Genomic DNA, 25,537 nt, shown 5'->3' with positions numbered 1-25,537 from the left:
CGCGGCTGTCGATGCGCAGTTCGGATATCAAACCCTCGCCGGTCCGCGAGATGCTGAACGTGTCGCAGCGCCCGGGCATGATCTCGTTCGCCGGCGGCCTGCCCTCGCCCGAGACCTTCGCCGGCCTGGACCTGCCGCCGCCGCCGCGCGAACTGCTGCAATACGGCCCCACCGAGGGCGAGCCCGCCCTGCGCGCCAGGATCGCCCAGGACCTGGCCGCCCTGGGGCTGGACACCGCGCCCGACCGGGTGATGGTGCTGTCGGGCTCGCAGCAGGGCATCGACCTGGCCGCCAAGCTGGTGGTCGACGCCGGCACGGCCCTGGCGGTGGAGTCGCCCGCCTACCTGGCCGCCCTGCAGGTGTTCCGCTTCTACGGCGCGCGGTTCGAGATCATCGACCGGAGCGCGCCCGGGGCCCGCTGGGGCGAGACGCCGCCGGCCATGGCCCCGCCCTCGATGGCCTACGTCATCCCCACCTTCCAGAACCCGTCGGGCCATTGCTGGACCGCCGAGGAGCGCCAGGCCATGGCGGCGGCCTGCCAGGCCCAGGACGTGATCCTGTTCGAGGACGATCCCTATCGCGACCTGGTCTACGAACCCTGCGAGCGCCGGCCGGTCTGCGCCGGCCTGACCGGCGGGTCGTGGATCTATCAGGGTTCGTTCTCCAAGACCGTCGCCCCGGGCCTGCGCCTGGGCTACCTGACCGCCTCGCCCGACCTGTTCCCGCTGCTGGTCCAGCTGAAGCAGGCCGCCGACCTGCACACCAACCGGCTCAGCCAATGGATGGTGCTGCAATATCTGAACGATCCCGGCCGGGCCGCGCGGATGGACCAGGTCGCCGCCCTCTATCGCCGCAAGCGCGACGCGTTCGCCGACGCCCTGACCCGCCATCTGGGCAACCGGGCGTCGTGGTCCCTGCCGCCGGGCGGGCTGTTCTTCTGGTTGACGCTGGCCGATGGCATCGACATCGAGGCCCTGCTGAAGCGCTGCGTCGCGCGCGGCGTGCTGTTCACCCCGGGCAGCCACTTCCTGGCCGAAGGCGGCGCTTCGCCCACCATCCGCCTGAACTTCAGCCTGGCCGAGCCGGAGGCCGCCGAGCGGGGGCTGGCGGTGATCGCGGAGGCGCTGGGGGAGATCTAGGATGTTGGTGGGGACACGCACAAGTGCATGTCCCCGAGCCAGAGCCGGGGACAGGCGCATGCGCCTGTCCCCATCGGGAGCACTCTTGCGCGAACGCCGCTATCCCTGGACCAGGGCCTCGATCTTCTCGGAGGCGGCGTCCAGGGCCTTTATGGCGCGGATCTCGACGCGGGTCTGTTCGGTCTGCAGGCGAGCCAGTTCCGACTGGGCGTGGGCCAGGCGCAGCTTCAGGTCCGACAGTTCGTCGGCCAGCAGCAGGGCGCCCATCAGGAACAGCCGCGTCTCGCCCAACTGGCCGACGTCCTGGCTGACCTGGCGGACCTGGCGATCGAACAGGCGGGCGATCTCCAGCAGGTGGGCTTCCTGCCCGTCCTCGCAGCCGACGGTGTAGGGCCGGCCGTTCACCTGGATGGTCAGTTGGGCCATGGCTCAGGCCTCCCGTTCCGTGACGCCGTCATCGTGGTCGAGGTCGCCGAACAGGTCGCTCGCCTCGGCGCCCTCGTCCTGGTCGTCCTCGTCGTCATGGACGCCTTCGGTGATCAGGCTCTCGTCGCCCAGGGCGGCGCGGATCTCGGCGATGGCGCGGCCCAGGGCCTCGGAGGCCTGCTCGCCGGCTTCTTCCAGCGCCTTCTCGCGAGCCCGGGCGGCTTCCAGGTCGAGCGCCAGGCGCGCGGCCTTGGACTCCGCCTGGGCCTGGGCGTCGGCGTCGAACAGGCTGGGGACGCCGGGGGGAGTGTCCGACGACGCGCCCGACGAGGCCGCCGCGGCGGCGGCCGAAAACGCGGCCAAGCGCGCGGTGCGCTCGGCCGTGATCTTCTGCTCAAGCTGGCTGACGGCGCGCTCCAGGCGGCGCGCGGCCAGTTCGAGGGCGTTCCCTTCGCCCGGGGTCATCGGCATCGTCCAACGGTCATGCAGCGCAACATATAGACTGCGGCCTGCTTCGCCACCCGCCATGGCGACAATTGGGCGACGAAACCGCGCGGATAACAATAGGTCATCCAATGTGAGCGCTCGCAGAGGTTTCTTGGGGTTGACTTCCCCGCCCCGCACCGCAAAACGCGCTGCAAAATCAAGGTAACGCCGGTCGCCTCGGCCGGACGCTCGTTAGGAGAAAGACCTCATGGCCATTCGCGTCGCCATCAACGGCTTCGGCCGGATCGGACGTCTCGTCCTGCGTTCCATCGCCGAGCATGCGCGCCGCGACATCGAGGTCGTCGCGATCAACGACCTGGGCCCGGTCGAGACCAACGCCCACCTGCTGCGCTACGACAGCGTCCATGGCCGCTTCCCGGGCGTGGTCACCTCGGGCGAGGACTGGATCGACGTCGGCCTGGGCAAGATCAAGGTCACGGCGATCCGTAACCCCGAAGAGCTGCCGCACAAGGACCTGAACGTCGACATCGCCTTCGAGTGCACCGGCATCTTCACCGCCCGCGACAAGGCCGCCCTGCACCTGAAGGCCGGCGCCAAGCGCGTGCTGGTCTCGGCTCCCGCCGACGGCGCCGACAAGACCATCGTCTACAAGGTCAACCACGACGTCCTGACCGCCGAGGACATCGTCGTCTCGAACGGCTCGTGCACTACCAACGCCCTGGCCCCGGTGGCCAAGGTGCTGCACGACCTGGTCGGCATCGAGCGCGGCTACATGACCACGATCCACAGCTACACCGGCGACCAGCCGACGCTGGACACCATGCACAAGGACCTCTACCGCGCCCGCGCCGCGGCCCTCAGCATGATCCCGACCTCGACCGGCGCCGCCAAGGCCCTGGGCCTGGTGCTGCCGGCCCTGAAGGGCAAGCTGGACGGCAGCTCGATCCGCGTGCCGACCCCGAACGTCTCGGTCATCGACCTGAAGGTCGTGCCCTCGCGCGACACCACGGTCGACGAGGTCAACGCCGCCCTGAAGGCCGCCGCCGACGGCGACATGAACGGCGTGCTGTTCACCACCACCGACCCGCTGGTCTCGTCGGACCTGAACCACATCGCCGCCAGCTCGACGGCCGCCCTGCCCCAGACCCAGGTCATCGAGGGCAAGCTGGTCCGCGTGCTCAGCTGGTACGACAACGAGTGGGGCTTCGCGACCCGCATGGCCGACACGGCCCTGGTGATGGCGAAGTTCCTCTGATGCGCTGGGCGGCGCTCGCCGGGATCGGACTTTTCGGTCCCCTGGCGGGCGCCGCCTGCTATTTGACGGCCATGGTCGTCATCCAGGTCGCTACCGCCTTGCAAGGCGGACATCCGCCCGGCCTTGGCTGGTGGACGACCGCCCTGGTCTGCGCCGCCCTCATGGCGCTCTATCTTCGCGCCATCGCCGAGACCATCGGCCTGCTGACGCAGCATGCCTCCCGCAAACTCAAGATCGCCGCCGCCGGCGCCGTCAGCCTGCTTTGTCTGCTGACGGCCATGCCTGGCGCGCTCATCGTGAACGCCATCGCCACAGGTTCCTGACATGCCCTTCCGCACCCTCGACACCGCCGATCTCGCCGGCAAGCGCGCCCTGGTCCGGGTGGACTTCAACGTGCCCGTCGACGGCGGGCCCAATGGCAATCAAGTCACCGACGACACCCGCCTGCGCGCGGCCCTGCCGACCATCCACTACCTGTCGACCAAGGGCGCCAAGGTCATCCTGCTGGCCCACTTCGACCGCCCCAAGGGCAAGGTCGTGCCGGAGATGAGCCTGGCCTTCGTGGCCGAGCCGCTGGGCAAGCTGCTGGAGCAGGAAGTGGCCTTCGCCAGCGACTGCGTCGGCCCGGCCGCCGCCGAGGTCGTCAACGCCATGGAGAACGGCGGCGTGGCCCTGCTGGAGAACGTCCGCTTCCACGCCGGCGAGGAGAAGAACGACCCCGCCTTCGCCGCCCAGCTGGCGGAGAACGGCGACCTCTATGTCGACGACGCCTTCAGCGCCGCCCACCGCGCGCATGCTTCCACCGAAGCCCTGGCCCGCATCCTGCCGGCCTATCCGGGCCTGGCCATGCAGCGCGAGCTGGACGCCCTGGACGCCGCCCTCGGCAACCCCAAGAAGCCGGTGCTGGGCATCGTCGGCGGCTCCAAGGTCTCGACCAAGCTCGACCTGCTCAACAACCTGGTCGCCAAGCTGGACCGCCTGGCGATCGGCGGCGGCATGGCCAACACCTTCCTGTTCGCCCAGGGCCACGACGTCGGCGGCAGCCTCTGCGAAAAGGACCTGGCCGACACCGCCCGCCAGATCATCGCCACGGCGCAGAAGAGCGGCTGCGAGCTGCTGCTGCCGATCGACGTGGTCGTGGCCAAGAAGGTCGCCCCGGGCGTCGACGCGCAGACCCGCGACCTTTCCGAGGTCCAGGCCGACGACCTGATCCTCGACGCCGGCCCCAAGAGCGCCCAGCGGCTGATCGAAGCCATGGATTTGAGCCAGACATTGATCTGGAACGGCCCCTTGGGCGTTTTCGAGGTGCCTCCCTTCGACGAAGCGACCGTTTCGGCGGCAAAACACGCCGCCAAACTCGCCAAGTCGGGTAAGATCGTGGCCGTCGCGGGCGGGGGTGATACCGTGGCGGCGTTGAACCACGCCGGCGTTTCGGGCGATTTCACCTTCGTCTCGACCGCCGGCGGCGCGTTCCTGGAGTGGATGGAGGGCAAGACGCTTCCCGGCGTCGCCGCCCTCGAAGCCTAGGGCCGCGCGGACTGACGGAGGAAAACCGGACCACGGCGCGCCCACGCAGGCGGGCCGGGTCGACCATTCGGATCGCAGGGTCCGGACCATTGGGCAAAGAGCGCATCAGCGCCGGGCCCCAAAAACAAGAAACCGTCCAAATCACTTCACGCTTGCAGGAGAACACCACGTGGCGAGGATCACGCTAAGACAGTTGCTGGATCATGCGGCGGAGCACGACTACGCGCTGCCCGCCTTCAACATCAACAACATGGAACAGGGCCTGGCGATCATGGAGGCGGCGGAAGCCGTCAACTCCCCGGTCATCATCCAGGCCTCGCGCGGGGCGCGCAGCTACGCCAACGACATCATGCTGGCCCGGATGATCGACGCCCTGGCCGAGATCTATCCCAACATCCCGGTGTGCATGCACCAGGACCACGGCAACGGCCCGGCCACCTGCGCCACGGCGATCCAGTACGGCTTCACCTCGGTGATGATGGACGGCTCGCTGATGGAGGACGCCAAGACCCCCGCCACCTACGAGTACAACGTCGAGGTCACCCGCAAGGTGGTCGAGATGGCCCACGCCTGCGGCGTGTCGGTCGAGGGCGAGCTGGGCGTGCTGGGCTCGCTGGAGAGCGGCATGGGCGAGGCCGAGGACGGTCACGGCTTCGAGGGCGTGCTCAGCCATGACGAGCTGCTGACCGACCCCGACCAGGCGGTCGACTTCGTCCAGGCCACCGGTGTCGACGCCCTGGCCATCGCCATGGGCACCAGCCACGGGGCCTACAAGTTCACGCGCAAGCCGGACGGCGACGTCCTGGCCATGAACGTGATCGAGGAGATCCACCAGCGCCTGCCCAACACCCACCTGGTGATGCACGGCTCCAGCTCGGTGCCGCAGGAGCTGCAGGACATCATCAACCAGTACGGCGGCGCCATTCCCCAGACCTGGGGCGTGCCGGTGGAAGAGATCCAGCGCGGCATCAAGCACGGCGTGCGCAAGGTCAATGTCGACACCGACAACCGCCTGGCCATCACCGGCGCGATCCGCAAGATCCTGACCGAGAAGCCGCACGAGTTCGACCCGCGCGCCTATCTCAAGCCCGCCAAGGAGGCCATGCGCCAGGTCTGCCAGGACCGCTTCGTGCAGTTCGGCTCGGCCGGCCACGCCGACAGGATCAAGCCGCTGCCCACCGCGGCCATGGCCAAGCGCTACGTGTCCGGCGAACTGAACGCCAAGTTCGGCGCGGCGGCCAAGAAGGCGGCGGCGGAGTAGAGCCGTGGTTCACCGCTGAGACGACGAGGCCTTCCGGGGAGACCCGGGAGGCCTTCTTCGTTTGGGGCGTTGTTGGGGACACGCACAAGTGCATGTCCCCAGCCCCGGAACGGGGACATGCACTTGTGCGTGTCCCCAACCGCCGAGCGCTATCCCTTAGGCGGATAGGCATGAACCCCGCCGTTCGGATCCTCGACCTCGCCCTCGACGGCCAGGTAGTCGGGTCCGATCGGCACCTTGCCGTGGCCGTCGGGGATGTCCAGCACGTAGGTCGGCTGGCACAGGCCCGAGAACCGGCCGCGGATGGCCCGCATCAGGGCGCGGCCCTCCTCGACCGTGGTCCGCAGATGGGCGGTGCCCGGGGCGTGGTCGCCGTGGTGCAGGTAGTAGGGCCGGATGCGGCTCTCGACGAAGCCGCGCATCAGGGCGCCCAGCGCCTCGGGGTCGTCGTTGACGCCCTTCAGCAGCACGGTCTGGCTCAGCATCGGGATGCCGGCGTCGATGATCCGGGCGCAGGCCGCCCGCGCCGCCGGGGTCAGCTCGCGGATGTGGTTGGCGTGCAGGGCGACATAGACCGTCTTGCCGCTGGCCTTCAGGGCCGCGACCAGGGCGTCGGTGACCGCCGCCGGGTCGACCGCCGGCACGCGGGTATGGAAGCGCACGACCTTGACGTGGTCGATGGCCGCCAGCCGCTCGCCCAGGTCGCCCAGTCGGCGCGGCGACAGCACCAGCGGGTCGCCGCCGGTGACGATCACCTCCCAGATCTCCGGACGGGCGGCGATGTAGGCGAAGGCGGCGTCCAGCTGGGCCGGGGTCAGGTTGGCCAGGCCCTCGGGCCCGACCACCTCGCGCCGGAAGCAGAACCGGCAATAGACCGCGCAGGTGTGGGTGGGCTTGAGCAGCACGCGGTCGGGATAGCGGTGGACGACGCCCTCGACCGGGCTGTGGGCGGCGTCGCCGATCGGGTCGGCGACCTCGCCCGGGCTTTCCAGCAGCTCGGCCTCCGACGGCAGGAACTGGCGGGCGATCGGGTCGCCTTCGTTGGCCGGGTCGATCAGCTCGGCCATGTCCGGGGTGATCGCCACCGCATAGCGCGCCGCCACCGCCTCCAGGGCCGGCAGGCGCCCGGGGGCGATCAGGCCGGCCTCGGCCAGGGCGGCGGCGCTGCGAAGGGTGCGGACGGCGGTCATGAGGCCGGCGGTATGGCCGATTAGGGCGTCCGGAGCAATGCGGCGGCTTTAAGCCAGGTCCTCCACGAAGGGCCGGCGGCGGGTCTCCACCGCGCCCTTCAGCAGCCGCCGGAAGGTCGGGCATTCCATGTGGCTGGGGGCGGGACAGGCGGCGGCGTGGCGCAGACCGTCGCGCAGGGCGGAGAGGCGGCGGATCGTCCGGTCCAGGTCGTCGGCCTTGGCCGACAGCTGCGCGCGGTCCAGGCGCGGCCGGCCCGCCTCGTCGACCATGCCGGCGATCTCGTCCAGCGAGAAGCCGGCGGACTGGGCCAGGGCGATCAGCGACAGCCGCTCCAGCACGCCGGCCTCGAACAGGCGCTTCAGCCCCCGCCGGCCGACCGAGGCAATCAGGCCCTTTTCCTCGTAGTAGCGCAGCCTGGAGGCCGCCATGCCGGTCGCCGCGGCCACCTCAGCGATATCGAGCAGTTTCACCATTGACCTCAAGTGAGCTTGAAGTTGTAGCTTGGTTCATGTCCGACGTGGAACGCAAGGAGGATCGCATGACCCAGCCGCAAGCCAACCAGGCCCAGGCCGAACACTGGAACAGCGGGGCTGGCCGGGCCTGGGTCGAGCAGAACGCCATGCTCGATCGCCTGTTCGCGCCGTTCGAGCCGTTGCTGGCGGACGCGGTCCAGGGCGCCAACGCGGTGCTCGACATCGGCTGTGGGGCCGGCGCGACCACCTTCGCCGTGGCGCGGAGCCTGGGCGCGCAAGGCCGCTGCACCGGCGCTGACATCTCCGCGCCGCTGATCGAGCTCGCGCGGCGCAAGGCGGTCGAGACCGGGGTCGACAACGCCGACTTCCTCGTCGCCGACGCCCAGCAGCACGCCTTCCCGCCCGCGACCTTCGACGCGGTGATCTCGCGGTTCGGGGTGATGTTCTTCGACGACCCGGTCGCCGCCTTCGCCAACCTGCGGCGCGCGGCGCGGCCGGACGCCAGGCTGGCGATGATCGTCTGGCGCAGCGCGGCGGAGAACCCGTTCATGACCGCGGCCGAACGGGCCGCCGCCCCGCTGCTGCCGCAAGCGCCGCCGCGCGACCCCGCCGCGCCCGGCCAGTTCGCCTTCGCCGATCCCGAACGAGTGAGCGGGATCCTGTCGGCCGCCGGGTGGCGGGACGTCGACCTCGAGCCGCTGGACGTGGCCTGCGCGATGCCGACGCCGGCCCTGGATACCTACGCCGCCCGCATGGGGCCGGTGAGCCTGGTGCTGCCGAGCCTGGACGAGGACCGCCGACGCGCGGTGGTCGAGGCGGCCCGGCGCGGCTTCGAACCCTTCGTGACCGACGGCGCGGCGCGGTTCACGGCGGCGTGCTGGATGGTGCGGGGGCGGGGCTAGGCGCTTCTTACGCCTCCCCAAACGTTGTCATCCCGGAAGCCTCGCAGGGGCTGTCCGGGACCCAGGGGACTGGGCCGAAGCGGTGCGGTTACCCTGGGTCCCAGACAAGCGCTGCGCGCTTTCCGGGATGACAACGAAGGTGACGACGAAGTCTTCAGCTACCCCGCCACCGGCGTCCACAGCACCTGGTCCACCCGTGACGCGCCCGCCGCCAGCATCACCAGGCGGTCGAAGCCCAGGGCCGAACCGGAGGCCTGCGGCATGATCGCCAGGGCGGCCAGGAAGTCCTCGTCCAGCGGATAGCGTTCGCCATAGACCCGGGCCTTCTCGTCCATCTCGGCCTCGAAGCGACGGCGCTGCTCGCCGGCGTCGGTCAGTTCGCCGAAGGCGTTGGCCAGCTCGACGCCGCAGGCATAGAGCTCGAACCGTTCGGCCACGCGCGGGTCGCCGGGTTTGGGCCGGGCCAGGGCGGCCTCGGCGGCCGGATATTCGCAGAGGATGGTCGCGCGGCCGACGCCCAGGTTCGGCTCGACCTTCTCGACGATCACCCGGCTGAACACGTCGGCCCAGGTATCGTCGTCGGCGACGCGGATCCCGGCGGCGCGGGCCGAGCCGGCCAAGGCGTCGCGGTCGGTCTCGCCGCCGGGGCCGATCGAGGCCAGCAGGTCGACGCCCGCATGGCGCTCGAACGCCTGGGCCACCGTCAGCCGTTCAGGCGCGGCGAACGGGTCGCAGGCCTGGCCGCGAAAGCGGAATTGCCGGGTTCCCGCCGTCTCCGCCGCCAGGGCCAGCAGCGCCGCGCAGTCGTCCATCAGGGCCTGGTAGGGCTCGCCGACCCGGTACCACTCCAGCATGGTGAACTCCGGATGGTGCAGCGCCCCGCGCTCGCGGTTGCGCCAGACCTTGCCGAAATCGAAGATCCGCCGCTCGCCCGCCGCCAGCAGCTTCTTGCACGAGAACTCCGGCGAGGTGTGCAGGTAGAGCGGCGCGCTTTCCCCGGAAAGCGTCAGGGCGGCGGTCTCGAAGGCGTGCAGGTGGGCCTCGTTGCCGGGCGAGACCTGCAGGGCCGCGGTCTCGACCTCCAGGAAGTCCCGCGCCTCGAACCAGGCCCGGAACGCGGCCTTGATCCGGTTGCGGGCCAGCAGGAACGGCCGCCGGTCGGCGTGGTTTTCGGGCCGCCACCAGGGCGAGGCTGAGGGTGCTTGCACGGGAAAGTCCCTGGTCGGGCTGGCGAACTTGGCGAGGATCGCTATAGGAGGGCGATATCCAACGCAAATTCGCGCGGCTTCGGGCCGCCGCGGGATCAAGGACGAACTAAGTGACTAAAGTCGCCGCCAGCTCGCTGAGGAAGGGTTCCGTCGTCGATATGGACGGCAAGCTCTACGTGGTCCTCAACGCCGAAAACATCCACCCCGGCAAGGGTACCCCAGTCACCCAGCTGAACATGCGCCGCATCTCGGACGGGGTGAAGGTGTCGGAACGCTACCGCACGACCGAGCAGGTCGAGCGCGCCTTCGTCGACCAGCGCAACCACACCTTCCTGTACCAGGACGGCGAGGGCTACCACTTCATGAACCCGGAAAGCTACGATCAGCTCGTGGCGACCGAGGACGTGGTCGGCGACCTGGGCGCCTATCTGCAGGAAGGCATGACCGTCCAGCTGTCGACGCACAACGAGGCGCCGATCGCCCTGGAACTGCCGCGCACCGTGGTGCTGGAGATCGTCGACACCGAACCGTCGGTGAAGGGCCAGACCGCCAGCTCGTCGTACAAGCCCGCCGTGCTCAGCAACGGCGTGCGCACCATGGTCCCGCCCTATATCGCGGCCGGCACCAAGGTGATCATCCTGACCGAGGACGGCTCGTACCAGGAACGCGCCAAGGACTGATCGTCCTCGCGAGCTTCGAAAAGCCTGTCATCCCGGCCGCAGCGCAGCGGAGAGCCGGGACCGACGCCTGAGCTCAGCGCTTCGGCCCGGTCCCGGATCTTCGCGCTCCGCGCTTCGTCCGGGATGACAGGCTTTTCGCGTTTCAGAAGTGGGCCGTCACCACCGCAGCGCCCACTTCCCCACCACCGCGCCCAGCAGGCCCGTCCCCAGCACCCCCAGGGTGTACCAGGTGCCCACGAACACCATCGTGCTCTCGCCGCAGTGCAGGCCGTAGACCGTGGCCGCCACCCCGCCGGCGAAGGCGCCGGCCGCGAAGCCGGTCAGGGCCGGGCGGGTCGGGGCCATGCCGCGCAGCACCGCCAGCGTCGCCGCCAGCCCCGGCAGGGCCAGGGTGAGAATGTAGCGGCAGCAGACCTTCCAGGATCCGCCCATCATCATCATCCGCCGGTGCTCCGGATCGGCGGCCAGCCATTGGCCCAGGCCCATGCCGACGAACACCGCCAGCACCAGGGCCCCGAACAGCAGGGCCTTGCGCGGCGCGCCTTCGGGCCGGGCCAGGCGCTCCAGGGCCCAGAAGCCCGCCACGGCCAGCAGGGCGGTATAGGCCGCCTTCATCCAGAACATCCGGCCGGTCATCGCCTGGGCCAGGTCCTGGCGCGCGCCCAGCCAGGCCAGCACCATGACCAGGGCGGCCAGGGCCGCGGCCACGGCCACGCCGGCGAACCGGCGCTGCACCGCCCCCGCGGGGATGGCGCGCGGGTCGGCCGCCAGCTGATCGATCAGATCATCCGTCCGCACGGCCGCGCATCCTTTCTCCGAGGCTCTTCAGCGCCCGATGCAGGGCGACCTTGGCCGCGCCCTCCGAGACGCCGGCCCGCTCGCCGGCCTGGGCCAGGCTGAGGCCCTCGATCTTGACGTCGCGCACCAGCTTGCGCTGGCGCTCGGGCAGGGTCTCCAGCGCCCGGTCCAGGTCCATGGCCGAGCCCGGCTCGGGCGCGTAGGCGGCCAGGACTTCGATGTAATCGTCGATGGGCGTGGTCGCCCGCACCTTGCGCCGCCGCCAGTGGTCGATCAGCTTGTAGCGCGCCAGGGCGAAGGCCCACGGGGTGAACGGCTGGGCGCGATCATAGGTCGCGCGCCGCGTATGCACCGCCATCAGGGTCTCCTGCACCAGGTCCTCCACATCGCCGGGAGCGTCGCGCATGCGGCGCTCGAAATAGACGCGGAGCCGGCCGCCCAGCTGGGACAGCAGCAGCCGATAGGCCGGGGCGTCGCCGTCCAGGCCCAGCAGCATCAGCGCCTTCAGGGCGGCTTCGGTTTCCGTCACGCCTCCCCCTTGTTCGCGCGAGACGGGCCGATGGTTACACGCGCCGGCCCGCGACGGGAAAGGGGCTTTCGGCGCGAGGATGTTTTCGGGCGCCGCATTTTTTGTTCGGATACCGGTGTAACCTTTGGCCGCCCCCGTCCGTAACTCACCCTTGACCGCGCAGGACGGGCCGACGAACGGCGCCGGGCGCGGCCAGAACCGACGAAGGAAACGTTCCCCATGAGCCTCGTGACCAAGACCCCCGCCCTCGCCCTCGCCGCCGTCTTCGCCCTGAGCGCCGGCGCCGCCATGGCCCGCGACGACATGAAGCCGGCCAAGGTCGAGATGGAAAAGTGCTACGGCGTGGCCAAGGCCGGCCACAACGACTGCAAGGCCGGCGCCGGCACCTCGTGCGCGGGCACCTCCAAGGTCGACTACCAGGGCGACAGCTGGAAGAAGGTCGCCAAGGGGACCTGCACCAGCATCAAGACCCCGAACGGCACGGGCTCGCTGACGCCGAAGGCTTAGGGCCCAAGGCCGCCGCTCTTGCTGTTGTCATCCCGGAAGCCTCGCAGAGGCTGTCCGGGACCCAGGGGACTGGGCTGATGCCTTGCGGTTCACCTGGGTCCCGGACAAGCGCTGCGCGCTTTCCGGGATGACAACCGATTTCGCGCTCGGAATGACCACCATGCCCCCCACCGCCGGCCTCGGCCTGAAATCGCAGCACTACGCCGACGCCCTCGCGGCCGAGGACGAAGGCCTGTGGTTCGAGGTCCATCCCGAGAACTACATGGCCGCCGGCGGGCCGCGCCTGCGGGCGCTGGAGGCGATCCGCCGCCAGCATCCGCTGTCGCTGCACGGGGTGGGCCTGTCCCTGGCCGCCGACGCCGATCTGGCCCCCGCCCACCTGGCCGCCCTCAAGGCCCTGGCCGACCGGTTCGAGCCGTTCGTGGTCTCCGAGCACCTGGCCTGGAGCGCCTGGCGCGGCGTCCACCAGCCCGACCTGCTGCCCTTCCCCCGCACCCGCGCGGCCCTGGACCGCATCGCCGGCAACATCGGCCGCACCCAGGACGCCCTGGGCCGGACGATCCTGGTCGAGAACCCGTCGCTGTACCTGCCGCTGACGGGGCACGACTATGAAGAGACCGAGTTCCTGGGGCAGCTGGCCCGCCGCACCGGCTGCGGCCTGCTGGTCGACGTCAACAACGTGTTCGTCAGCGCCAGCAACCTGGGCTACGCGGCCGAGGCCTATCTGGACGCCCTGCCGGCCGAGGCGATCGGCGAAATCCACCTGGCCGGCCATGGCGCGGACGAAGGCGGCTCGACCCTGCTGATCGACACCCACGGCGCGCCGGTGGCCGAAGCCGTCTGGACGCTGTACCGCCGTCTGGTCGACCGCATCGGTACGCGCCCGACCCTGATCGAGCGCGACGACGACATCCCGGCCTTCGCGGCGCTGATGGCCGAGCGCGACCGGGCGCATGGCATGCTGACGGGGACACCGCTGGGGACAGGCGCACGCGCCGGTCCCCAGCCGCTCCCAGCGGAGCCGACGCATGTCTGAGCTGGGCCAGTTCCAGGACGCCTTCGTCGCCGCCCTCGCCGAACGCAGCGCCGCACCGATCGCCGGCTGGCTGCCAGACAGCGATGGAGGCGGCGAGGCCGAGCCCGCCGGCCTGGCCGTCTATCGCAACACCATCGCCAAGGGTTGCGTCGACGCCCTGGCGGCCAATTTCCCGACCGTGGCCGGCCTGGTCGGCGACGACTGGTTCCGCGCCGCCGCCGCCCTGTTCGCCCGCGAGCATCCGCCCGCCAGCGCCGCCCTGCTGGCCTATGGCGAGGCCTTCGCGGACTGGCTGGAGCGTTTCCCGCCGGCGGGCGACCTCCCCTACCTGCCGGCCATGGCCCGGCTGGACCGGATGTGGACCACCGCGCTGTTCGCGCCCGAGGCCGAGCCGCTGGCCGCCGAGGCCTTCGCCCTGGCCCCGGACATCCTGGCCGCCGCCCGGCCGCGCCTGCACCCCAGCCTGGCCTTCGCGGGGTTCGACAGCGGCCTGCCGGGCCTGTGGCTGGCGGCCCGCCAGCCCGAGCCCGGCGAGCTGGCGCTGCGAGAAGACCCGCAGGCGATCTTGATCGCTCGCCCCCGAGACACGGTGACCAGCCGTGTCCTCGATCTCGCCGGCTTCGCCTTCCTGGCGGCCGCTCGAGACGGCGCCAGCCTGGGCGAGGCGATCACCGCCGCCGGGCAGGCCGATCCCGCCGCCGACCTCGCCGCCCTCTTCGCCGCCCTGATCGCCGACGGCGTGTTCAGCGGCCTCGACCTTGGAGATCCCGCATGATCGACCTTATCCTGAAGCGGCCGTTCGACGCCCTGGCCGCCGCCGCCCATCGCGCCCTGCCCGACGGGGCGCTGGCCCTGGTCGCCCGCCTGGGGATCGCCTCGGTGTTCTTCCTGTCGGGCCGCACCAAGGTCGACGGCGTCCTGCACATCACCGACTCGACCTATTCGCTGTTCGCCGACGACTACGCTCTGCCGCTGATCCCCTCGGACTTGGCCGCCCACCTGGCGACCTACAGCGAGCACCTGTTCTCGATCCTGCTGGTGCTGGGCCTGTTCACCCGGCTCTCGGCCCTGGCGTTCCTGGGCATGACCCTGGTGATCGAAGTGTTCGTCTATCCCGACGCCTGGAGCACCCACCTGTCCTGGGCGGCGATCCTGCTGTTCCTGGTCGCCAAGGGCGGGGGGAAGTGGAGTTTGGATCGGGTGGCGGGTTTGAAATAACCCTCTTCCAAAGGGAGAGGGAGGGACCCGACCGCGCAGCGGTTGGGAGGGTGAGGGGTTACGCCCTTACCGATTTCACACAAACGCCCTGTCGGCACGCCGTCCGACGCCTAAACCCCTCACCCTCCCAAGCTTCGCTTGGGCCCCTCCCTCTCCCTCTGGGAGAGGGTGAATCTACCATCCCCCGTACCGCGGCCCGAACCGATGCCGCAGGGCGTCGACCTCCTGCTCGGCGTCGCGGGCGGCCCAGTCGGCGCGGCGGCCGTCCTCCACCGCCTGGCGACGCTCGGCGCGCAGGCGGTTCAGGCGGTCGCGCAGCTCGTGCTTCTGCTCGTCGTTCAGCTTGGGGTTCTTCAGCTCGTCCTCGACGCCGCTCGCCTGGCGGTCGCGCTTCTCGGCGCGATGGTCGGCGCTGTCGCGCTCCGACTCCGCCTGGCTGAGCCGCGAGACGGCGTCATGGACCAGCTGCCCGTCGGCATAGCCGACCAGGAAGCCGCGCTCGGCGTCCGGCGGGCAGACCCCGGCATAGCCGTTGCCGCGGCGCGCCTCGTCGAAGCCGCGGTCCTGGGTGCAATAGAGCCTCAGCCCCTGGTCGCGGGCGGCGAAATAGGGCGCGGCGTCGGGGACCACCCCGGCCTTGGCGCAGGCCTTGGCGTGCTCGTCCAGCCGGCTCTGGGCCCGCCCGGCCTGGCCGTCCTTGAAGCCGACGCCGGCCCAGTCGCCCTGCAGGCAAGCCTCCTGGCTCATGGTCGCGCAGCCGGCCAAGGCGGCGGTCGCGACGGCGATCCCCAAGGTCCAGAGACGACGGTTCATGTGAAAACTCCCCCAAAGACTTGGCTCGGAGGAAAGCTAGGGCTTGGCCGCCTGAACGGCCGCTGAACGACGGCGGACCGGCGTTATCCTAATGAATCGTCGCGCGGCGCGGACGCTTCCACAGCTCCTCGGTCAGGGCGTTGGCGAAGCCCAGCCAACCGAGATAGGGGCTGTTGAAACCCGAGGCCGGGGCCACCAGCTTGCGGGCCTGCAGGGCGTAGGCGGCCGAGGCGGCCAGGGACGCGGTCGCGGCCCCAAGCTGCCCCCCGACGCGCTTGGCGCCGAGGGCCAGCCAAAGGGCGTTGAAGCCCTGGACCAAGCTCCAGAGGGTGAGAGCCCGGGTGCGGGTGGGGCTGGACGGCGCGTTCCAGATGCGCAGCCCCGACAGGGTCATGGCGATGAACAGCGGCGGCAGGATCAGGCTGGTCAGCATCTTGGGCTGGTGGGCGACCGGCTCGTGCATCTCGGCGTAGCCGACCGCATATTCCTCGTCGTCGATCATCCGCTCATGCCGGCGGCCCAGCACCGTCGACAGCAGGATCGCACCGCCGGCCACCGCCAGGCCCAGGGCCAGCTGGGCGCCGGCCGAAGCGGGGGTGTCGGCCTTGGCGTCGATCTCGAACGACTCGCGGCCGGCGTGAGTCCGCCTCCCGTGGGATTTGCCGTTCGGGATGTGCATGACGGGACTCCTCGCTAAACATGCTTGTAACCGCCTAGCTGGACCTTGGTTCCCAAGCGAGACAACGGTTTGTGAGGTCAGCATGATCGCTTTGCGCCCCGCCCGTCCCGACGAGATTCTTAGGTCCTCCCCCTGTGGGGGAGGTGTCGGCGAAGCCGACGGAGGGGGGACTGATCGCCGCTCGACCGCTTCAAGGATCGACACCCCTAAAAACTCCCCCCACCGATCGCTGCGCGATCGCCTCCCCCACAGGGGGAGGGTCTGCGCTCTGGCCTTCAACCTAGGCCGGCAGTTCGCCCACGGCGCTCTGCAGGTAGTTCTGCTCGCCCAGCGCCTTGACCAGGCCCAGCTGCATCTCGAGGAAGTCGATGTGCTCCTCGGTGTCGCTGAGGATCTCGCGCAGCAGCTCGCGGCTGACATAGTCGCGGACCTGTTCGCACTGGATGATCCCGGGGATCAGGGTTTCGCGGCCGCCCAGCTCGACCGACAGGTCGCTGGCCAGGCATTCGGGCACGGTCTCGCCGATCTTCAGCTTGTGCAGGTCCTGCAGGTTGGGCAGGCCTTCCAGGAACAGGATGCGGTTGATCAGCTTGTCGGCGTGCTTCATCTCGCCGATCGATTCGTCGTAGGTGATCTTGCCCAGGCGCTTGAAGCCCCAGTTGTCGTACATCCGCGCGTGCAGGAAGTACTGGTTCACCGCCGTCAGCTCGTTGGTGAGCACCGCGTTCAAGAGCCGGATGATGCCGGGATCGCCTTGCATGGCGGCCTCCTCAAAAGACTGGATTCGGCGCGACCGTGGTCTATCGGGGCGACGGCTTCAACCGCTATGTCTGCAAGTGTTTCTCAGCCTCACGGAAAAGCGTGAGACTGCTTCGCGATAACGGATTTTCGCGGTTTGCGGCCGATTATTCGGCGGCGTAGGCCAAGGCCTGGCGGTTGTCCTGGATCATCTGGCGCATCTCGCAGACGCACTTGGCGCACTGGGCCTGGCAGCCCTTGTGACGGAACACCTCGGCCGGGCGGGTGGCCCCGGCGTCGATGGCGGCGCGGACTTCCCGCTCGCGAATGCCGTTACAGTTGCAGACGTACAAGGCCGCAGGTCCCGCCGAATGATTGTCATTCTCATGTAGCTCAGGCGCAAAGCTTTTGCAACTGACTCGCAGTGCGACAAAGAGACCCTAAATCCTTCCCCTGTGGGGGAGGTGTCGGCGAAGCCGACGGAGGGGGGATTGGTCGGGGGTTGGCCGCACCCTGGGTCCTCGGTCCCAAAACTCCCCCCACCTGCCTTCGGCCGCCTCCCCCACGGGGGGAGGACCTTTGCCTCTCAGCCTCTCGCCCGTTCCGGCAAATCGGCGTAATCCCGGCCCATGACCGACTGCCGCCTCTATCTGATCACTCCGCCGGCCCTGGACGACCTGGCCGGCTTCGGCCGCGAGCTGGCCGCCGCGCTGGACGGCGGCGACGTGGCCGCGCTGCAGATCCGGCTGAAGGACGCGCCGGACGACATCATCGCCGCCGCCGTCCAGGCGCTGAGCCCCATCGCCCGTTCGCGCGAGGTGGCGGTGATCCTCAACGACCGGCCGGACCTGGCCGCGCGCCTGGGCTGCGACGGCGTCCATGTCGGCCAGAGCGACACGCCCTACAAGGAGGCCCGCAAGATCATGGGGCCGGGCGCGATGATCGGCGTCACCTGCCACGACAGCCGCCACCTGGCCATGGAGGCCGCCGAGGCCGGGGCCGACTACGTGGCCTTCGGGGCCTTCTTCCCGACCACCACCAAGGAGGCCCCGACCACCGCCGATCCGGAAATCCTGTCGATCTGGCAGGAGACCATGGAGGTTCCCTCGGTGGCGATCGGCGGGATCACCGCCGACAACGCCGCCGGCCTGGCCGCGGCCGGGGCCGACTTCCTGGCCGTCTCGGCCGGGGTCTGGAAGCACGCCGGCGGCCCGGCGGCCGGCGTCGCGGCGCTCAACGCCGCCATCGCCCAGGGGCTTGCAGCCCGCCAGGCCGCGCGCGACGGATAACGCCGTTCGCGGAACTTGCCGCCCAAGCTTGACGGGCGTACCCTTCCTCCAACGATAAGAAACGGGGAGGACGCCCATGCGGCGGCTTGAACTGTGTTGGCTTGGCGTAGCCGTCCTGGGCCTGGCGACGGCGGTCGCCGGCGCGGCCCTGGCGGAGAACTGGAAGCCCTCGCCCGGCGAGGCGAAGACCTTCTACGACGCCGACTTCATGCGGGTGGACCAGGCGTCCGGCCTGATCGTGCTGCGCATCGCCGAGGGGCGGCCCAACGGCCCCTACAAGGCCTGGCCGGCCAGCAAGGGGCCGATCATGGTCTTCGCCCTGGACTGCGCCACCGACAAGTGGATCGACCTGGGCATGGACTTCACCGGCGACCAGGGCCTGCCCAAGGGCTGGCGGACGGGCGAGAAGATCGAAGACATCAAGGGCGCCGCCGGCGGCGCCGGCCGGGTGGCCTGCGAGACCAGGGACACCCTGCCGAAGGTGACGTTGCCTTAAATCGCCCTCTCCCGGAGGGGAGAGGGAGGGGCCCGCGCGAAGCGTGGGAGGGTGAGGGGTCACGCCCTCGGCCGGAGCGCCGCGCCGATGGCCTCGGCCACGCCGCCGGGATCGGCCAGCACAAGATCGTTGTCGAACCGCAGCACGCGATATCCGCAACGTTCCAGAACCTCGGTGCGAACCAGATCATGGAGTTCGCGCTCTTCATGCGTCGGACCGTCGAGTTCAACGACGAGCTTGGCGGCCCAACAGGCGAAGTCGGCGAAATAGCGGTCAATCGGAACCTGGCGGCGGAATTTGAAGCCGCCGAGGCGGCGACCGCGCACGATCGCCCAGAGCTTTTCCTCGGCACGGGTCTGATGGCGACGCAGGCGGCGGGCGTTGGGGATCGGGTTCATGGGGCGAGCTTGGCTGCGTTTTTATCCCCGGCAAGCGGAGTAACGGGGGTTTCACTGCCCACGCCTTCACCCCTCACCCTCCCACCGCTTCGCGGCGGGCCCCTCCCTCTCTCAAAGAGAGAGAGGGAGGGGCCCGCGCTAAGAATTCAGCCGCGCCAGCTTCTGCGGGTTGCGCATCGTGTAGACGGCGGCGATGCGTCCGTCGACGATCTCCAGGCCCATGGTCTGGAACACCACGCCGTCGTGGCTGAGCACGATGCCCGGCGCGCCGTTGATCCGCGCCAGACGGGCGGTCGCGCCCTCGGGGGTCGGCCACTTCTTCTTGAGACCCAGCACCAGCCGGACGGCCTTCTCCAGGCCGAACACCGGGTTCAGCGTCGCCTTGGCGATGCCGCCGCCGTCGGAATGCATGACCACGTCCTGGGCCAGGATGCCGCGCAGCAGGCTCTCGTCGCCGCTCATCGTGGCGACCAGGAAGGCGCCCGTCAGGCGCTGCTCCTCCTCGGGGCTGGGCCGGTAGCGCGGCTTGCCGGCCTTGACGTGCTCGCGGGCCCGAGCGGCCAGCTGGCGGCAGGCCGCCTCGCCGCGGCCCAGGGTCTTGGCCACCTCGGCGAACGGAACGTCGAACACGTCGTGCAGCAGGAAGGCGGCGCGTTCCAGCGGGGTCAGGCGCTCCAGGGCCAGCAGGAAGGCCACCGACAGGTCCTCGCCCAAATCGTCGTGAAGCCGCTCATGGTCGTCGTCGACCACCGGCTCGGGCAGCCACTCGCCGACATAGACCTCGCGCCGGGCGCGGGCCGATTTCAGCCGGTCCAGGCACAGGCGGGTGACCACCTTGTTCAGAAAGCCGGCGGGGTTGGCCACCGCGTCGGCCTCGACGCCGCGCCAGCGGATCCAGGCGTCCTGCACCACGTCCTCGGCGTCGGCCCGCGAGCCCAGCATGCGGTAGGCCAGGCCGGTCATCGCCCCGCGCCGTTCCTCGAAGATGGAATCCTGTTCGCTCATGCCGTCCTCTTCTGGCGCCGAAAGCACGACCGCACCACCAGCAGGCTGACGATCGCCGGCAGGAACACGCCGGGGAAGTCGCGGACCAGCAGCGGCCAGGGCAGGCTCGTCCCGCAGAACGGGGTGACCAGGTGGATGGCGGCGTGCAGGGTCAGGAAAGTCGCCGAGGCGACCGCGACGCCCAGCCCGCGCGCCGGGTCCCTCACCGCCCAGCTCAGGGCCAGGGCGCAGGCCAGGTAGGCGGCGCCGACGTCGCGCACGAAGTGGTCGTTCAGCGGCCCGGTCTCGATCGCCCCCGGCACGCGCGGATACCACCAGGCCGGGGCCAGCATCATCACCGCGCCGTTGATGGCCAACAGCACCGGCAGGATCCATTTCGCCCATCGCATCGTCGTGGTCTCCGTTGTTCAGAAGCAGGACGAGATTCGCGTCGCGGATGTGACATGGCGGGTTGGTTTAGCCGCTCAAATCCAAAAATCCGCTCATCCCGGCGAATGCCGGGACCCAGATGGAATGGCTTTGGGTCGGACGCCAAGGACGCCGAGCTCTTCCAACCCGCCACACCGCCATGGGATCTGGATCCCGGCGTTCGCCGGGATGAGCGGGGGTGGGGGAACGCGACAAAATCCCCTCGCCTTGCTTTCGCGCGCCTACGCGACTAGGTATCGCGCCCACTTTCCCGATCTTTCTATCCGCCCGCATGCATATCCCCCGCCGTCGCTCCCCCTTGGGCGACGCCGCGCAGGGGGAACTATGAGGAACACCCGCCTTGGCCACCGCTTCCGCCCTCCTGAACGTGATGATCGACGCTGCGCGTAAAGCAGCCCGCGGCCTGGCCCGTGACTTCGGCGAAGTCACCGAGCTGCAGGTGTCCAAGAAGGGTCCCGCCGACTTCGTCACCGTCGCCGACCAGAAGGCCGAGCAGGTGATCTTCGAGATCCTCGAAAAGGCCCGCCCCGGCTACGGCTTCCTGGGCGAGGAGCGCGGCCTGGTCGAGGGCACCGACAAGACCCACACCTGGATCGTCGACCCGCTGGACGGCACCACCAACTTCCTGCACGGCATCCCCCACTTCGCGGTCAACATCGCCCTGCAGCGCGAGGGCGAGGTGGTGGCCGGGGTCACCTACAACCCCATCACCAACGACCTGTTCTGGGTCGAGAAGGGCAAGGGCGCCTATCTGGGCGCCGAGAAGCGCCTGCGGGTCGCGGCCCGCCGCCACCTGGACGAAAGCATCCTGGCCACCGGCGTGCCGTTCCTGGGCAAGCCGGGCCACGCCCAGTTCCTCAAGGAGCTGCACCAGGTCAGCCAGAAGGTCGCCGGCGTGCGCCGCTTCGGCGCCGCGGCCCTGGACCTGGCCTGGGTCGCGGCCGGCCGCTTCGACGGCTACTGGGAGCGCAACATCAAGCCCTGGGACGTGGCGGCGGGCGTGCTGATGGTCACCGAGAGCGGCGGCAAGGTCTCGACCATCGAGGAGCATGGCGACCCGCTGGCCGGCGTCTCGATCCTGGCCACCAACCAGGAGCTGCACCCGCTGGTGCTGGAGCGGCTGCGGGCGGCCTAGCCGAACACCGGTTATCCCGGCGAATGCCCATAGGCGCTAGGTTTGGGCGTCAGGCATATAGGCTGGCTTGATATTCCTCATCCTGAGGTGCTCGCCGCGTAGCGGCGGGCCTCGAAGGACGCACGAAGCTGGCGGCCTTGCGTCCTTCGAGGCCCGCTGCGCGGGCGCCTCAGGATGAGGAACTTTGTAACCTGGCGCCTATGGACATTCGCCAGGATGAGCGGACGCATGAGGGCCGTCCAAAACGAAAAACGCCCCGGGTGCGAACCCGGGGCGTCTTCGTGTCGGGATGGACCCTGCCCTAGCGGCAGACGGTCCGTTCGTAGACCGAACCGCTCCAGCGGTCGTAGTCGCGGGTGGTCCAGCAGTCGCGGCCGTAGCCGTAACCCCGGCCGTAGCCGTAGCCGTAGGGGCGTCCGTAGCCGTAGCCGCCGTAGTAACGCGGCGGGGGCGGCGGGGGCGGCGGGGGGGCGTAGCCGTAGTCGTAGCCGCGGCGATAGTGGTCGTTGTTGTTGCCGGCGATCGCCGCGCCCAGGGCCAGGCCGACGATGCCGCCGGCGATGGCGACGCCGGCGTCGTTGCCGTGATGGTGGTGGCGGCCGCCGTAATAGCCGCCATAACCGCCGTGACGGTAGCCTTGGGCCGAGGCGGCGGTCGCGCCGGCGACCATGGCCAGGGCCGCGACGCCCGCGGCGATGTGGCCGATCGTGGTCTTCAGAGTGCGGGTCATGACGCTGTTCCTTCCTGGAGCAGGCGCTGGCTACGGCCCGTCTCCATCTTGCGGCCAGTGTCGGACCCGGCGGCTGAACGCAGGCTGAACGGGGCTTTCAGCTTCGGCGGCCGGCCCGCCGGGACTCAAATCCTTGAAACCAGGCCGATTTATTCACCTTTCCGCGCGAGGCTGCGGGCGAGACGGTGCCCAGAACGGGCGGCGCCAAGCTTGAAGGCGACCAGGCGATGTCCAGGAACGTGGCTTACGCGGCCGGCGAGGCTCTGCAGATCCTGTCGTTCGAGGTCGGGACCCAGACCTATGGCGTGCCGGTCGGCGCGGTCCGCGAGATCCGCGGCGTCACCCCCGCCACCCCGCTGCCCGACGCCCCGCCCTATGTGCGCGGCGTGATCAACCTGCGCGGCCAGGTGATGCCGGTCATCGACCTGTCCGAACGCCTGGGCAAGGGCGTGGCCGCCGACAGCGCCCGGCAGGTGATCATCGTGGTCGAGCACCACGACGACGTCGCCGGCCTGCTGGTCGACGCGGTCTGCGACAGCTTCATCGTCCCGGCCGAGGCCATCAGCCCGCCCCCGCCGCTCGGCGAGGACGCCGCCTCGCCCCTGGTGGCGGCGGTGATCACCACCGAGGCCGCCATGATCGTGCTGCTGTCGGTGGACGCCATCCTGCCCGAGCGCAAGGTGGCGATCGCGGCCTAGGGCCAGATCGGGGACAGGCGCATGCGCCTGTCCCCAGCCGCGCCCACCGCCCCCGAACATTTGTTCGAACACCCCTTCCTTCGCCCCCCGCCCGCCCGCTAGGGTCTCCCGAAACGAACCCGGGAGATCGCCGATGAAGGCCGCCGTTCTGCGCGAGGTGGGCAAGCCGCTCACGATCGAGGAGGTCTCGATCGGCAAGCCGGGCCCGCGCGAGGTGCTGATCCGCACCAAGGCCGCCGGGGTCTGCCATTCGGACCTGCATTTCGTCGAAGGCTCCTATCCCCATCCCCTGCCCGCCGTGCTGGGCCACGAGAGCGCCGGGATCGTCGAGGCGGTCGGGTCCGAGGTCCGCACCGTCAAGGTCGGCGACCACGTGATCACCTGCCTCAGCGCCTATTGCGGCCACTGCGAGGTCTGCCTGACCGGCCATATGAGTCTCTGCATCAGTCCGGAGACCAAGCGCGCCAAGGGCGAGGAACCGCGGCTATTCCGCGAGGATCTCTCGGGGTCGGGGGACACGAAGATGGCCCAGTTCCTGAACCTGTCGTCGTTCGCCGAGCAGATGCTGGTGCACGAGCACGCCTGCGTCGCCATCCGCCGCGACATGCCGTTCGACCGCGCCGCCCTGATCGGCTGCTCGGTGATGACCGGGGTCGGGGCGGTGATCCACACCTCGGGCGTGCGGCCCGGCGAGACCGTGGCGGTGATCGGCTGCGGCGGCGTGGGCCTGGCCACCATCAACGGCGCGGCCATGGCCGGGGCCGGCCGGATCATCGCCATCGACCGCATCCCGGGCAAGCTGGAGCTGGCCAAATCGTTCGGGGCCACCGACGTGATCGACGCCGGGGCCGACGACCCGGTCAAGGCCGTGCAGGACCTGACCGGCGGCGGCGTCCACCACAGCTTCGAGGCCATCGGCCTGAAGGTCACCGCCGAGCAGGCGTTCAAGATGCTGCGCCGGGGCGGCACGGCCAACATCATCGGCATGATCCCGGTCGGCACGATGATCGAGCTGCACGGCCCCGACTTCCTGGGCGAGAAGAAGATCCAGGGCAGCTTCATGGGCAGCAACCGCTTCCCCGTCGACATGCCCCGCCTGGTCGACGCCTATATGGGCGGCAAGCTGAAGCTGGACGAGCTGATCTCGCGGCGGATCAAGCTGGAGGACGTCAACTCGGCCTTCGACGAGCTGAAGCGGGGGGAACTGGCGCGGTCGGTGATCGTGTTCGATTGATCCTTCGCAGCGCCCTTGGCCCCCAACGGTTGTCATCCCGGAAAGCGCGCAGCGCTTGTCCGGGACCCAGGTGAACCGCACCGCATCGGCCCAGTCCCCTGGGTCCCGGACAGCCTCTGCGAGGCTTCCGGGATGACAACCGTGAGGGATGCTGGACGTGACCGCCCCCGCCATGGCATCCGGTCGGTACCGTCAACCCCCGAGACTCCCCATGGCCCGCTACGACTTCGCCTCCGACAACGTGGCCGGGGCCATGCCGGAGGTCATCGCCGCGATCGTCGCCGCCAATGACGGCACGGCGTCGGGCTATGGGACCGACCACGTCAGCCAAGCGGCCGCCGACCGCATCCGCGCCCTGCTGGACGCCGACGCCGAGGTGCGGTTCACCGCCTCGGGCACGGCCGCCAACGCCTTCGCCCTGACCTGCCTGGCCCGGCCGCACGAGGCGGTGCTGGCCCACGAGCACGCCCACATCTGCACCGACGAAACCGGCGCGCCGGGTTTCTTCGGCCAGGGCATGGGGCTGGTCGGCCTGCCGGGCGCCTCGGGCAAGATCGCCCTGCCGGGGCTGGAGCTGGCCCTGAACGAGCCGGACGTCTCGTACCGCCAGCCGGCCGCCGCCCTGTCCCTGACCAACGCCACCGAGTACGGCACGGTCTACAGCGCCGACGACCTGGCCGCCCTGATCGCGCCGGTCAAGGCCAGGGGCTACGGCGTCCACCTGGACGGGGCGCGCCTGGCCAACGCCGTGGCGGCGGGCTTCGACCTCAGGCGGGTGGCCAAGATCGGCGTCGACATCCTGGTGATCGGCGGCACCAAGGCCGGCTCGACCCCGACCGAGGCCGTGGTGTTCCTGGACAAGGCCCTGGCCCGGCGCCTGGACGCCCGCCTCAAGCACGCCGGCCAGCTGGTCTCCAAGGGGCGGTTCCTGTCCGCCCCGTGGTTGGGCCTGCTGGGCGAGGCCGGCGACGGCGGGCCCTGGGCCGCTCGCGCCGCTCACGCCAACGCCATGGCCCGTAAGCTGGCCGCCCTGATGCCCTTCCCCCTGCGCCACCCGGTCGAGGCCAACGGCCTGTTCGTCGACATGGACGACGCGGCCCTGGAGCGCCTGCGCGAGCGGGGCTGGTTCGTCTACCGCTTCCTGGACGGCACGGCCCGCTTCATGTGCTCCTGGGCGACGACGCCGGAAATGGTCGAGGAACTGGGCGAGGCGCTGAGGGACGTGGCGTAGGAGCTATCGACCTCCAAGCCTGATTCCAATTTCAGCCGTCATTCCCGCCCTTGTGGCGGGAACCC

32 protein-coding genes are annotated in these 25,537 nt (G+C 70.0%); 17 read left to right on the top strand and 15 right to left on the bottom strand.

Annotated features, from left to right (window positions below; translation table 11 throughout):
- Positions 1-11: 11 nt before the first annotated feature.
- Positions 12-1,139 (top strand): PLP-dependent aminotransferase family protein, encoded by a 1,128-nt coding sequence (locus ACSQ2G_RS20905; protein WP_436034175.1) that lies wholly within the window; start codon positions 12-14, stop codon positions 1,137-1,139.
- A 99-nt stretch (positions 1,140-1,238) separates the two neighbouring features.
- On the opposite strand, the gene ACSQ2G_RS20900 is transcribed toward ACSQ2G_RS20905, so the two are convergent.
- A complete protein-coding gene (locus ACSQ2G_RS20900) occupies positions 1,239-1,565 on the bottom strand; it encodes a cell division protein ZapA (RefSeq protein WP_012284839.1) in 327 nt (108 codons plus the stop codon).
- 3 nt (positions 1,566-1,568) lie between these two features.
- Complete coding sequence (locus tag ACSQ2G_RS20895) at positions 1,569-2,030, bottom strand: hypothetical protein (RefSeq protein WP_436034173.1); 462 nt, start codon at positions 2,028-2,030, stop codon at positions 1,569-1,571.
- 229 nt (positions 2,031-2,259) lie between these two features.
- Here ACSQ2G_RS20895 and gap point away from each other — a divergent pair, with 229 nt between their 5' ends.
- From gap to fba, 4 genes are all read left to right on the top strand, one after another.
- Complete coding sequence (gene gap / locus ACSQ2G_RS20890; RefSeq protein ID WP_436034171.1) at positions 2,260-3,267, top strand: type I glyceraldehyde-3-phosphate dehydrogenase; 1,008 nt, start codon at positions 2,260-2,262, stop codon at positions 3,265-3,267.
- Positions 3,267-3,590, top strand: coding sequence for a hypothetical protein (locus ACSQ2G_RS20885; RefSeq protein WP_436034169.1), 324 nt, complete (start codon positions 3,267-3,269; stop codon positions 3,588-3,590). Before gap ends, ACSQ2G_RS20885 begins: the two co-directional genes overlap by 1 nt.
- A gap of 1 nt (position 3,591) precedes the next feature.
- Positions 3,592-4,794, top strand: a complete 1,203-nt coding sequence (locus ACSQ2G_RS20880) for a phosphoglycerate kinase (protein ID WP_436034167.1) — start codon at positions 3,592-3,594, stop codon at positions 4,792-4,794.
- Positions 4,795-4,963: 169 nt separating this feature from the next.
- The gene (gene fba, locus ACSQ2G_RS20875) at positions 4,964-6,055 is read left to right on the top strand and encodes a class II fructose-bisphosphate aldolase (protein ID WP_436034165.1); all 1,092 of its coding nucleotides are present in this window, start codon (positions 4,964-4,966) and stop codon (positions 6,053-6,055) included.
- Between the two features lie 149 nt (positions 6,056-6,204).
- Here the strand turns inward: fba and ACSQ2G_RS20870 are convergent, their stop codons facing one another.
- Together ACSQ2G_RS20870 and ACSQ2G_RS20865 are read right to left on the bottom strand one after the other, a co-directional pair.
- Positions 6,205-7,245 (bottom strand): lysine-2,3-aminomutase-like protein, encoded by a 1,041-nt coding sequence (locus ACSQ2G_RS20870; RefSeq protein WP_436034163.1) that lies wholly within the window; start codon positions 7,243-7,245, stop codon positions 6,205-6,207.
- A 48-nt stretch (positions 7,246-7,293) separates the two neighbouring features.
- The gene (locus tag ACSQ2G_RS20865) at positions 7,294-7,716 is read right to left on the bottom strand and encodes a helix-turn-helix domain-containing protein (protein ID WP_436034161.1); all 423 of its coding nucleotides are present in this window, start codon (positions 7,714-7,716) and stop codon (positions 7,294-7,296) included.
- Positions 7,717-7,784: 68 nt separating this feature from the next.
- Here ACSQ2G_RS20865 and ACSQ2G_RS20860 point away from each other — a divergent pair, with 68 nt between their 5' ends.
- Positions 7,785-8,621 carry a class I SAM-dependent methyltransferase gene (locus ACSQ2G_RS20860; RefSeq protein ID WP_436034159.1) on the top strand — a complete coding sequence of 279 codons (837 nt, stop codon included), beginning with the start codon at positions 7,785-7,787 and terminating at the stop codon, positions 8,619-8,621.
- A 158-nt stretch (positions 8,622-8,779) separates the two neighbouring features.
- On the opposite strand, the gene epmA is transcribed toward ACSQ2G_RS20860, so the two are convergent.
- On the bottom strand, positions 8,780-9,829 hold the full coding sequence (gene epmA, locus ACSQ2G_RS20855) for an EF-P lysine aminoacylase EpmA (RefSeq protein WP_436034157.1): 1,050 nt from the start codon (positions 9,827-9,829) through the stop codon (positions 8,780-8,782).
- 110 nt (positions 9,830-9,939) lie between these two features.
- Here epmA and efp point away from each other — a divergent pair, with 110 nt between their 5' ends.
- Positions 9,940-10,509: an elongation factor P gene (efp, locus tag ACSQ2G_RS20850; protein ID WP_436034155.1), complete on the top strand. Its 570-nt coding sequence runs from the start codon at positions 9,940-9,942 to the stop codon at positions 10,507-10,509.
- Between the two features lie 156 nt (positions 10,510-10,665).
- Here the strand turns inward: efp and ACSQ2G_RS20845 are convergent, their stop codons facing one another.
- Together ACSQ2G_RS20845 and ACSQ2G_RS20840 are read right to left on the bottom strand one after the other, a co-directional pair.
- Positions 10,666-11,307: an NrsF family protein gene (locus tag ACSQ2G_RS20845; RefSeq protein ID WP_436034153.1), complete on the bottom strand. Its 642-nt coding sequence runs from the start codon at positions 11,305-11,307 to the stop codon at positions 10,666-10,668.
- Complete coding sequence (locus ACSQ2G_RS20840) at positions 11,294-11,836, bottom strand: sigma-70 family RNA polymerase sigma factor (RefSeq protein WP_028038015.1); 543 nt, start codon at positions 11,834-11,836, stop codon at positions 11,294-11,296. Before ACSQ2G_RS20840 ends, ACSQ2G_RS20845 begins: the two co-directional genes overlap by 14 nt.
- A 219-nt stretch (positions 11,837-12,055) precedes the next feature.
- Between ACSQ2G_RS20840 and ACSQ2G_RS20835 the strand changes: the two genes are divergently transcribed.
- The 4 genes from ACSQ2G_RS20835 (at position 12,056) to ACSQ2G_RS20820 (ending at position 14,597) form a co-directional block, all read left to right on the top strand.
- Positions 12,056-12,343, top strand: a complete 288-nt coding sequence (locus tag ACSQ2G_RS20835; RefSeq protein ID WP_436034151.1) for a BufA1 family periplasmic bufferin-type metallophore — start codon at positions 12,056-12,058, stop codon at positions 12,341-12,343.
- Between the two features lie 160 nt (positions 12,344-12,503).
- Positions 12,504-13,379, top strand: a complete 876-nt coding sequence (gene bufB, locus ACSQ2G_RS20830) for an MNIO family bufferin maturase (protein WP_436034299.1) — start codon at positions 12,504-12,506, stop codon at positions 13,377-13,379.
- On the top strand, positions 13,372-14,154 hold the full coding sequence (locus tag ACSQ2G_RS20825; RefSeq protein WP_436034149.1) for an HvfC/BufC family peptide modification chaperone: 783 nt from the start codon (positions 13,372-13,374) through the stop codon (positions 14,152-14,154). Before bufB ends, ACSQ2G_RS20825 begins: the two co-directional genes overlap by 8 nt.
- Entirely contained in the window at positions 14,151-14,597 is a 447-nt protein-coding gene (locus ACSQ2G_RS20820) for a DoxX family protein (RefSeq protein WP_436034147.1), read from the top strand. The genes ACSQ2G_RS20825 and ACSQ2G_RS20820 overlap by 4 nt, the downstream gene beginning before the upstream one ends.
- Before the next feature lie 174 nt (positions 14,598-14,771).
- Here ACSQ2G_RS20820 and ACSQ2G_RS20815 read toward each other — a convergent pair whose 3' ends face one another.
- The 4 genes from ACSQ2G_RS20815 to ACSQ2G_RS20800 all read right to left on the bottom strand — a co-directional run bounded on the left by ACSQ2G_RS20815 (position 14,772) and on the right by ACSQ2G_RS20800 (position 17,180).
- Positions 14,772-15,410: a DUF2799 domain-containing protein gene (locus ACSQ2G_RS20815; protein ID WP_436034146.1), complete on the bottom strand. Its 639-nt coding sequence runs from the start codon at positions 15,408-15,410 to the stop codon at positions 14,772-14,774.
- An 88-nt stretch (positions 15,411-15,498) separates the two neighbouring features.
- Entirely contained in the window at positions 15,499-16,089 is a 591-nt protein-coding gene (locus ACSQ2G_RS20810; RefSeq protein ID WP_436034144.1) for a tryptophan-rich sensory protein, read from the bottom strand.
- A gap of 280 nt (positions 16,090-16,369) precedes the next feature.
- A complete protein-coding gene (bfr, locus tag ACSQ2G_RS20805; RefSeq protein WP_436034142.1) occupies positions 16,370-16,849 on the bottom strand; it encodes a bacterioferritin in 480 nt (159 codons plus the stop codon).
- A gap of 145 nt (positions 16,850-16,994) precedes the next feature.
- Positions 16,995-17,180, bottom strand: a complete 186-nt coding sequence (locus ACSQ2G_RS20800; RefSeq protein ID WP_310087045.1) for a (2Fe-2S)-binding protein — start codon at positions 17,178-17,180, stop codon at positions 16,995-16,997.
- A gap of 276 nt (positions 17,181-17,456) precedes the next feature.
- Here ACSQ2G_RS20800 and thiE point away from each other — a divergent pair, with 276 nt between their 5' ends.
- On the top strand, positions 17,457-18,116 hold the full coding sequence (gene thiE / locus ACSQ2G_RS20795) for a thiamine phosphate synthase (RefSeq protein ID WP_436034139.1): 660 nt from the start codon (positions 17,457-17,459) through the stop codon (positions 18,114-18,116).
- A 76-nt stretch (positions 18,117-18,192) separates the two neighbouring features.
- On the top strand, positions 18,193-18,612 hold the full coding sequence (locus tag ACSQ2G_RS20790) for a hypothetical protein (RefSeq protein WP_436034138.1): 420 nt from the start codon (positions 18,193-18,195) through the stop codon (positions 18,610-18,612).
- 59 nt (positions 18,613-18,671) lie between these two features.
- Here the strand turns inward: ACSQ2G_RS20790 and ACSQ2G_RS20785 are convergent, their stop codons facing one another.
- The 3 genes from ACSQ2G_RS20785 to ACSQ2G_RS20775 all read right to left on the bottom strand — a co-directional run bounded on the left by ACSQ2G_RS20785 (position 18,672) and on the right by ACSQ2G_RS20775 (position 20,404).
- A complete protein-coding gene (locus ACSQ2G_RS20785; RefSeq protein ID WP_436034136.1) occupies positions 18,672-19,010 on the bottom strand; it encodes an endonuclease domain-containing protein in 339 nt (112 codons plus the stop codon).
- Positions 19,011-19,148: 138 nt separating this feature from the next.
- Entirely contained in the window at positions 19,149-20,015 is an 867-nt protein-coding gene (locus ACSQ2G_RS20780) for a sigma-70 family RNA polymerase sigma factor (protein WP_436034134.1), read from the bottom strand.
- Positions 20,012-20,404: a hypothetical protein gene (locus tag ACSQ2G_RS20775; RefSeq protein ID WP_436034132.1), complete on the bottom strand. Its 393-nt coding sequence runs from the start codon at positions 20,402-20,404 to the stop codon at positions 20,012-20,014. Before ACSQ2G_RS20775 ends, ACSQ2G_RS20780 begins: the two co-directional genes overlap by 4 nt.
- 380 nt (positions 20,405-20,784) lie before the next feature.
- On the opposite strand from ACSQ2G_RS20775, the gene ACSQ2G_RS20770 reads away from it, so the two are divergent.
- Positions 20,785-21,579 (top strand): inositol monophosphatase family protein, encoded by a 795-nt coding sequence (locus tag ACSQ2G_RS20770; protein WP_436034130.1) that lies wholly within the window; start codon positions 20,785-20,787, stop codon positions 21,577-21,579.
- Between the two features lie 301 nt (positions 21,580-21,880).
- On the opposite strand, the gene ACSQ2G_RS20765 is transcribed toward ACSQ2G_RS20770, so the two are convergent.
- Complete coding sequence (locus ACSQ2G_RS20765) at positions 21,881-22,309, bottom strand: hypothetical protein (protein ID WP_436034128.1); 429 nt, start codon at positions 22,307-22,309, stop codon at positions 21,881-21,883.
- Positions 22,310-22,536: 227 nt separating this feature from the next.
- Here ACSQ2G_RS20765 and ACSQ2G_RS20760 point away from each other — a divergent pair, with 227 nt between their 5' ends.
- The 3 genes from ACSQ2G_RS20760 (at position 22,537) to ACSQ2G_RS20750 (ending at position 25,472) form a co-directional block, all read left to right on the top strand.
- Positions 22,537-23,007, top strand: a complete 471-nt coding sequence (locus tag ACSQ2G_RS20760) for a chemotaxis protein CheW (RefSeq protein WP_310087033.1) — start codon at positions 22,537-22,539, stop codon at positions 23,005-23,007.
- A 133-nt stretch (positions 23,008-23,140) separates the two neighbouring features.
- A complete protein-coding gene (locus tag ACSQ2G_RS20755; protein WP_436034126.1) occupies positions 23,141-24,241 on the top strand; it encodes a Zn-dependent alcohol dehydrogenase in 1,101 nt (366 codons plus the stop codon).
- Between the two features lie 211 nt (positions 24,242-24,452).
- Positions 24,453-25,472, top strand: coding sequence for a beta-eliminating lyase-related protein (locus ACSQ2G_RS20750; protein WP_436034124.1), 1,020 nt, complete (start codon positions 24,453-24,455; stop codon positions 25,470-25,472).
- The last annotated feature ends 65 nt before the right edge of the window (positions 25,473-25,537 follow it).

The organism is Caulobacter sp. LjRoot300 (assembly GCF_964253875.1).
In the GTDB taxonomy this organism is placed as follows: Bacteria; Pseudomonadota; Alphaproteobacteria; order Caulobacterales; family Caulobacteraceae; genus Caulobacter.
This window is presented reverse-complemented; position numbering and strand designations above follow the sequence as displayed.

Bases quoted from the DNA above. Each gene is read 5' to 3' on its own strand.
- ACSQ2G_RS20790 (WP_436034138.1), top strand. From the start codon at position 18,193: ATGCGGCGGCTTGAACTGTGTTGGCTTGGCGTAGCCGTCCTGGGCCTG.
- ACSQ2G_RS20775 (WP_436034132.1), bottom strand. From the start codon at position 20,404: ATGCGATGGGCGAAATGGATCCTGCCGGTGCTGTTGGCCATCAACGGC.
- ACSQ2G_RS20835 (WP_436034151.1), top strand. From the start codon at position 12,056: ATGAGCCTCGTGACCAAGACCCCCGCCCTCGCCCTCGCCGCCGTCTTC.
- gap (WP_436034171.1), top strand. From the start codon at position 2,260: ATGGCCATTCGCGTCGCCATCAACGGCTTCGGCCGGATCGGACGTCTC.
- thiE (WP_436034139.1), top strand. From the start codon at position 17,457: ATGACCGACTGCCGCCTCTATCTGATCACTCCGCCGGCCCTGGACGAC.
- ACSQ2G_RS20760 (WP_310087033.1), top strand. From the start codon at position 22,537: ATGTCCAGGAACGTGGCTTACGCGGCCGGCGAGGCTCTGCAGATCCTG.
- ACSQ2G_RS20785 (WP_436034136.1), bottom strand. From the start codon at position 19,010: ATGAACCCGATCCCCAACGCCCGCCGCCTGCGTCGCCATCAGACCCGT.
- bufB (WP_436034299.1), top strand. From the start codon at position 12,504: ATGCCCCCCACCGCCGGCCTCGGCCTGAAATCGCAGCACTACGCCGAC.
- ACSQ2G_RS20750 (WP_436034124.1), top strand. From the start codon at position 24,453: ATGGCCCGCTACGACTTCGCCTCCGACAACGTGGCCGGGGCCATGCCG.
- ACSQ2G_RS20900 (WP_012284839.1), bottom strand. From the start codon at position 1,565: ATGGCCCAACTGACCATCCAGGTGAACGGCCGGCCCTACACCGTCGGC.
- ACSQ2G_RS20885 (WP_436034169.1), top strand. From the start codon at position 3,267: ATGCGCTGGGCGGCGCTCGCCGGGATCGGACTTTTCGGTCCCCTGGCG.
- ACSQ2G_RS20765 (WP_436034128.1), bottom strand. From the start codon at position 22,309: ATGACCCGCACTCTGAAGACCACGATCGGCCACATCGCCGCGGGCGTC.
- ACSQ2G_RS20820 (WP_436034147.1), top strand. From the start codon at position 14,151: ATGATCGACCTTATCCTGAAGCGGCCGTTCGACGCCCTGGCCGCCGCC.
- ACSQ2G_RS20780 (WP_436034134.1), bottom strand. From the start codon at position 20,015: ATGAGCGAACAGGATTCCATCTTCGAGGAACGGCGCGGGGCGATGACC.
- ACSQ2G_RS20810 (WP_436034144.1), bottom strand. From the start codon at position 16,089: ATGCACATCCCGAACGGCAAATCCCACGGGAGGCGGACTCACGCCGGC.
- ACSQ2G_RS20870 (WP_436034163.1), bottom strand. From the start codon at position 7,245: ATGACCGCCGTCCGCACCCTTCGCAGCGCCGCCGCCCTGGCCGAGGCC.
- ACSQ2G_RS20895 (WP_436034173.1), bottom strand. From the start codon at position 2,030: ATGACCCCGGGCGAAGGGAACGCCCTCGAACTGGCCGCGCGCCGCCTG.
- ACSQ2G_RS20825 (WP_436034149.1), top strand. From the start codon at position 13,372: ATGTCTGAGCTGGGCCAGTTCCAGGACGCCTTCGTCGCCGCCCTCGCC.
- ACSQ2G_RS20815 (WP_436034146.1), bottom strand. From the start codon at position 15,410: ATGAACCGTCGTCTCTGGACCTTGGGGATCGCCGTCGCGACCGCCGCC.
- ACSQ2G_RS20755 (WP_436034126.1), top strand. From the start codon at position 23,141: ATGAAGGCCGCCGTTCTGCGCGAGGTGGGCAAGCCGCTCACGATCGAG.
- ACSQ2G_RS20880 (WP_436034167.1), top strand. From the start codon at position 3,592: ATGCCCTTCCGCACCCTCGACACCGCCGATCTCGCCGGCAAGCGCGCC.
- ACSQ2G_RS20905 (WP_436034175.1), top strand. From the start codon at position 12: ATGCGCAGTTCGGATATCAAACCCTCGCCGGTCCGCGAGATGCTGAAC.
- bfr (WP_436034142.1), bottom strand. From the start codon at position 16,849: ATGCAAGGCGATCCCGGCATCATCCGGCTCTTGAACGCGGTGCTCACC.
- ACSQ2G_RS20860 (WP_436034159.1), top strand. From the start codon at position 7,785: ATGACCCAGCCGCAAGCCAACCAGGCCCAGGCCGAACACTGGAACAGC.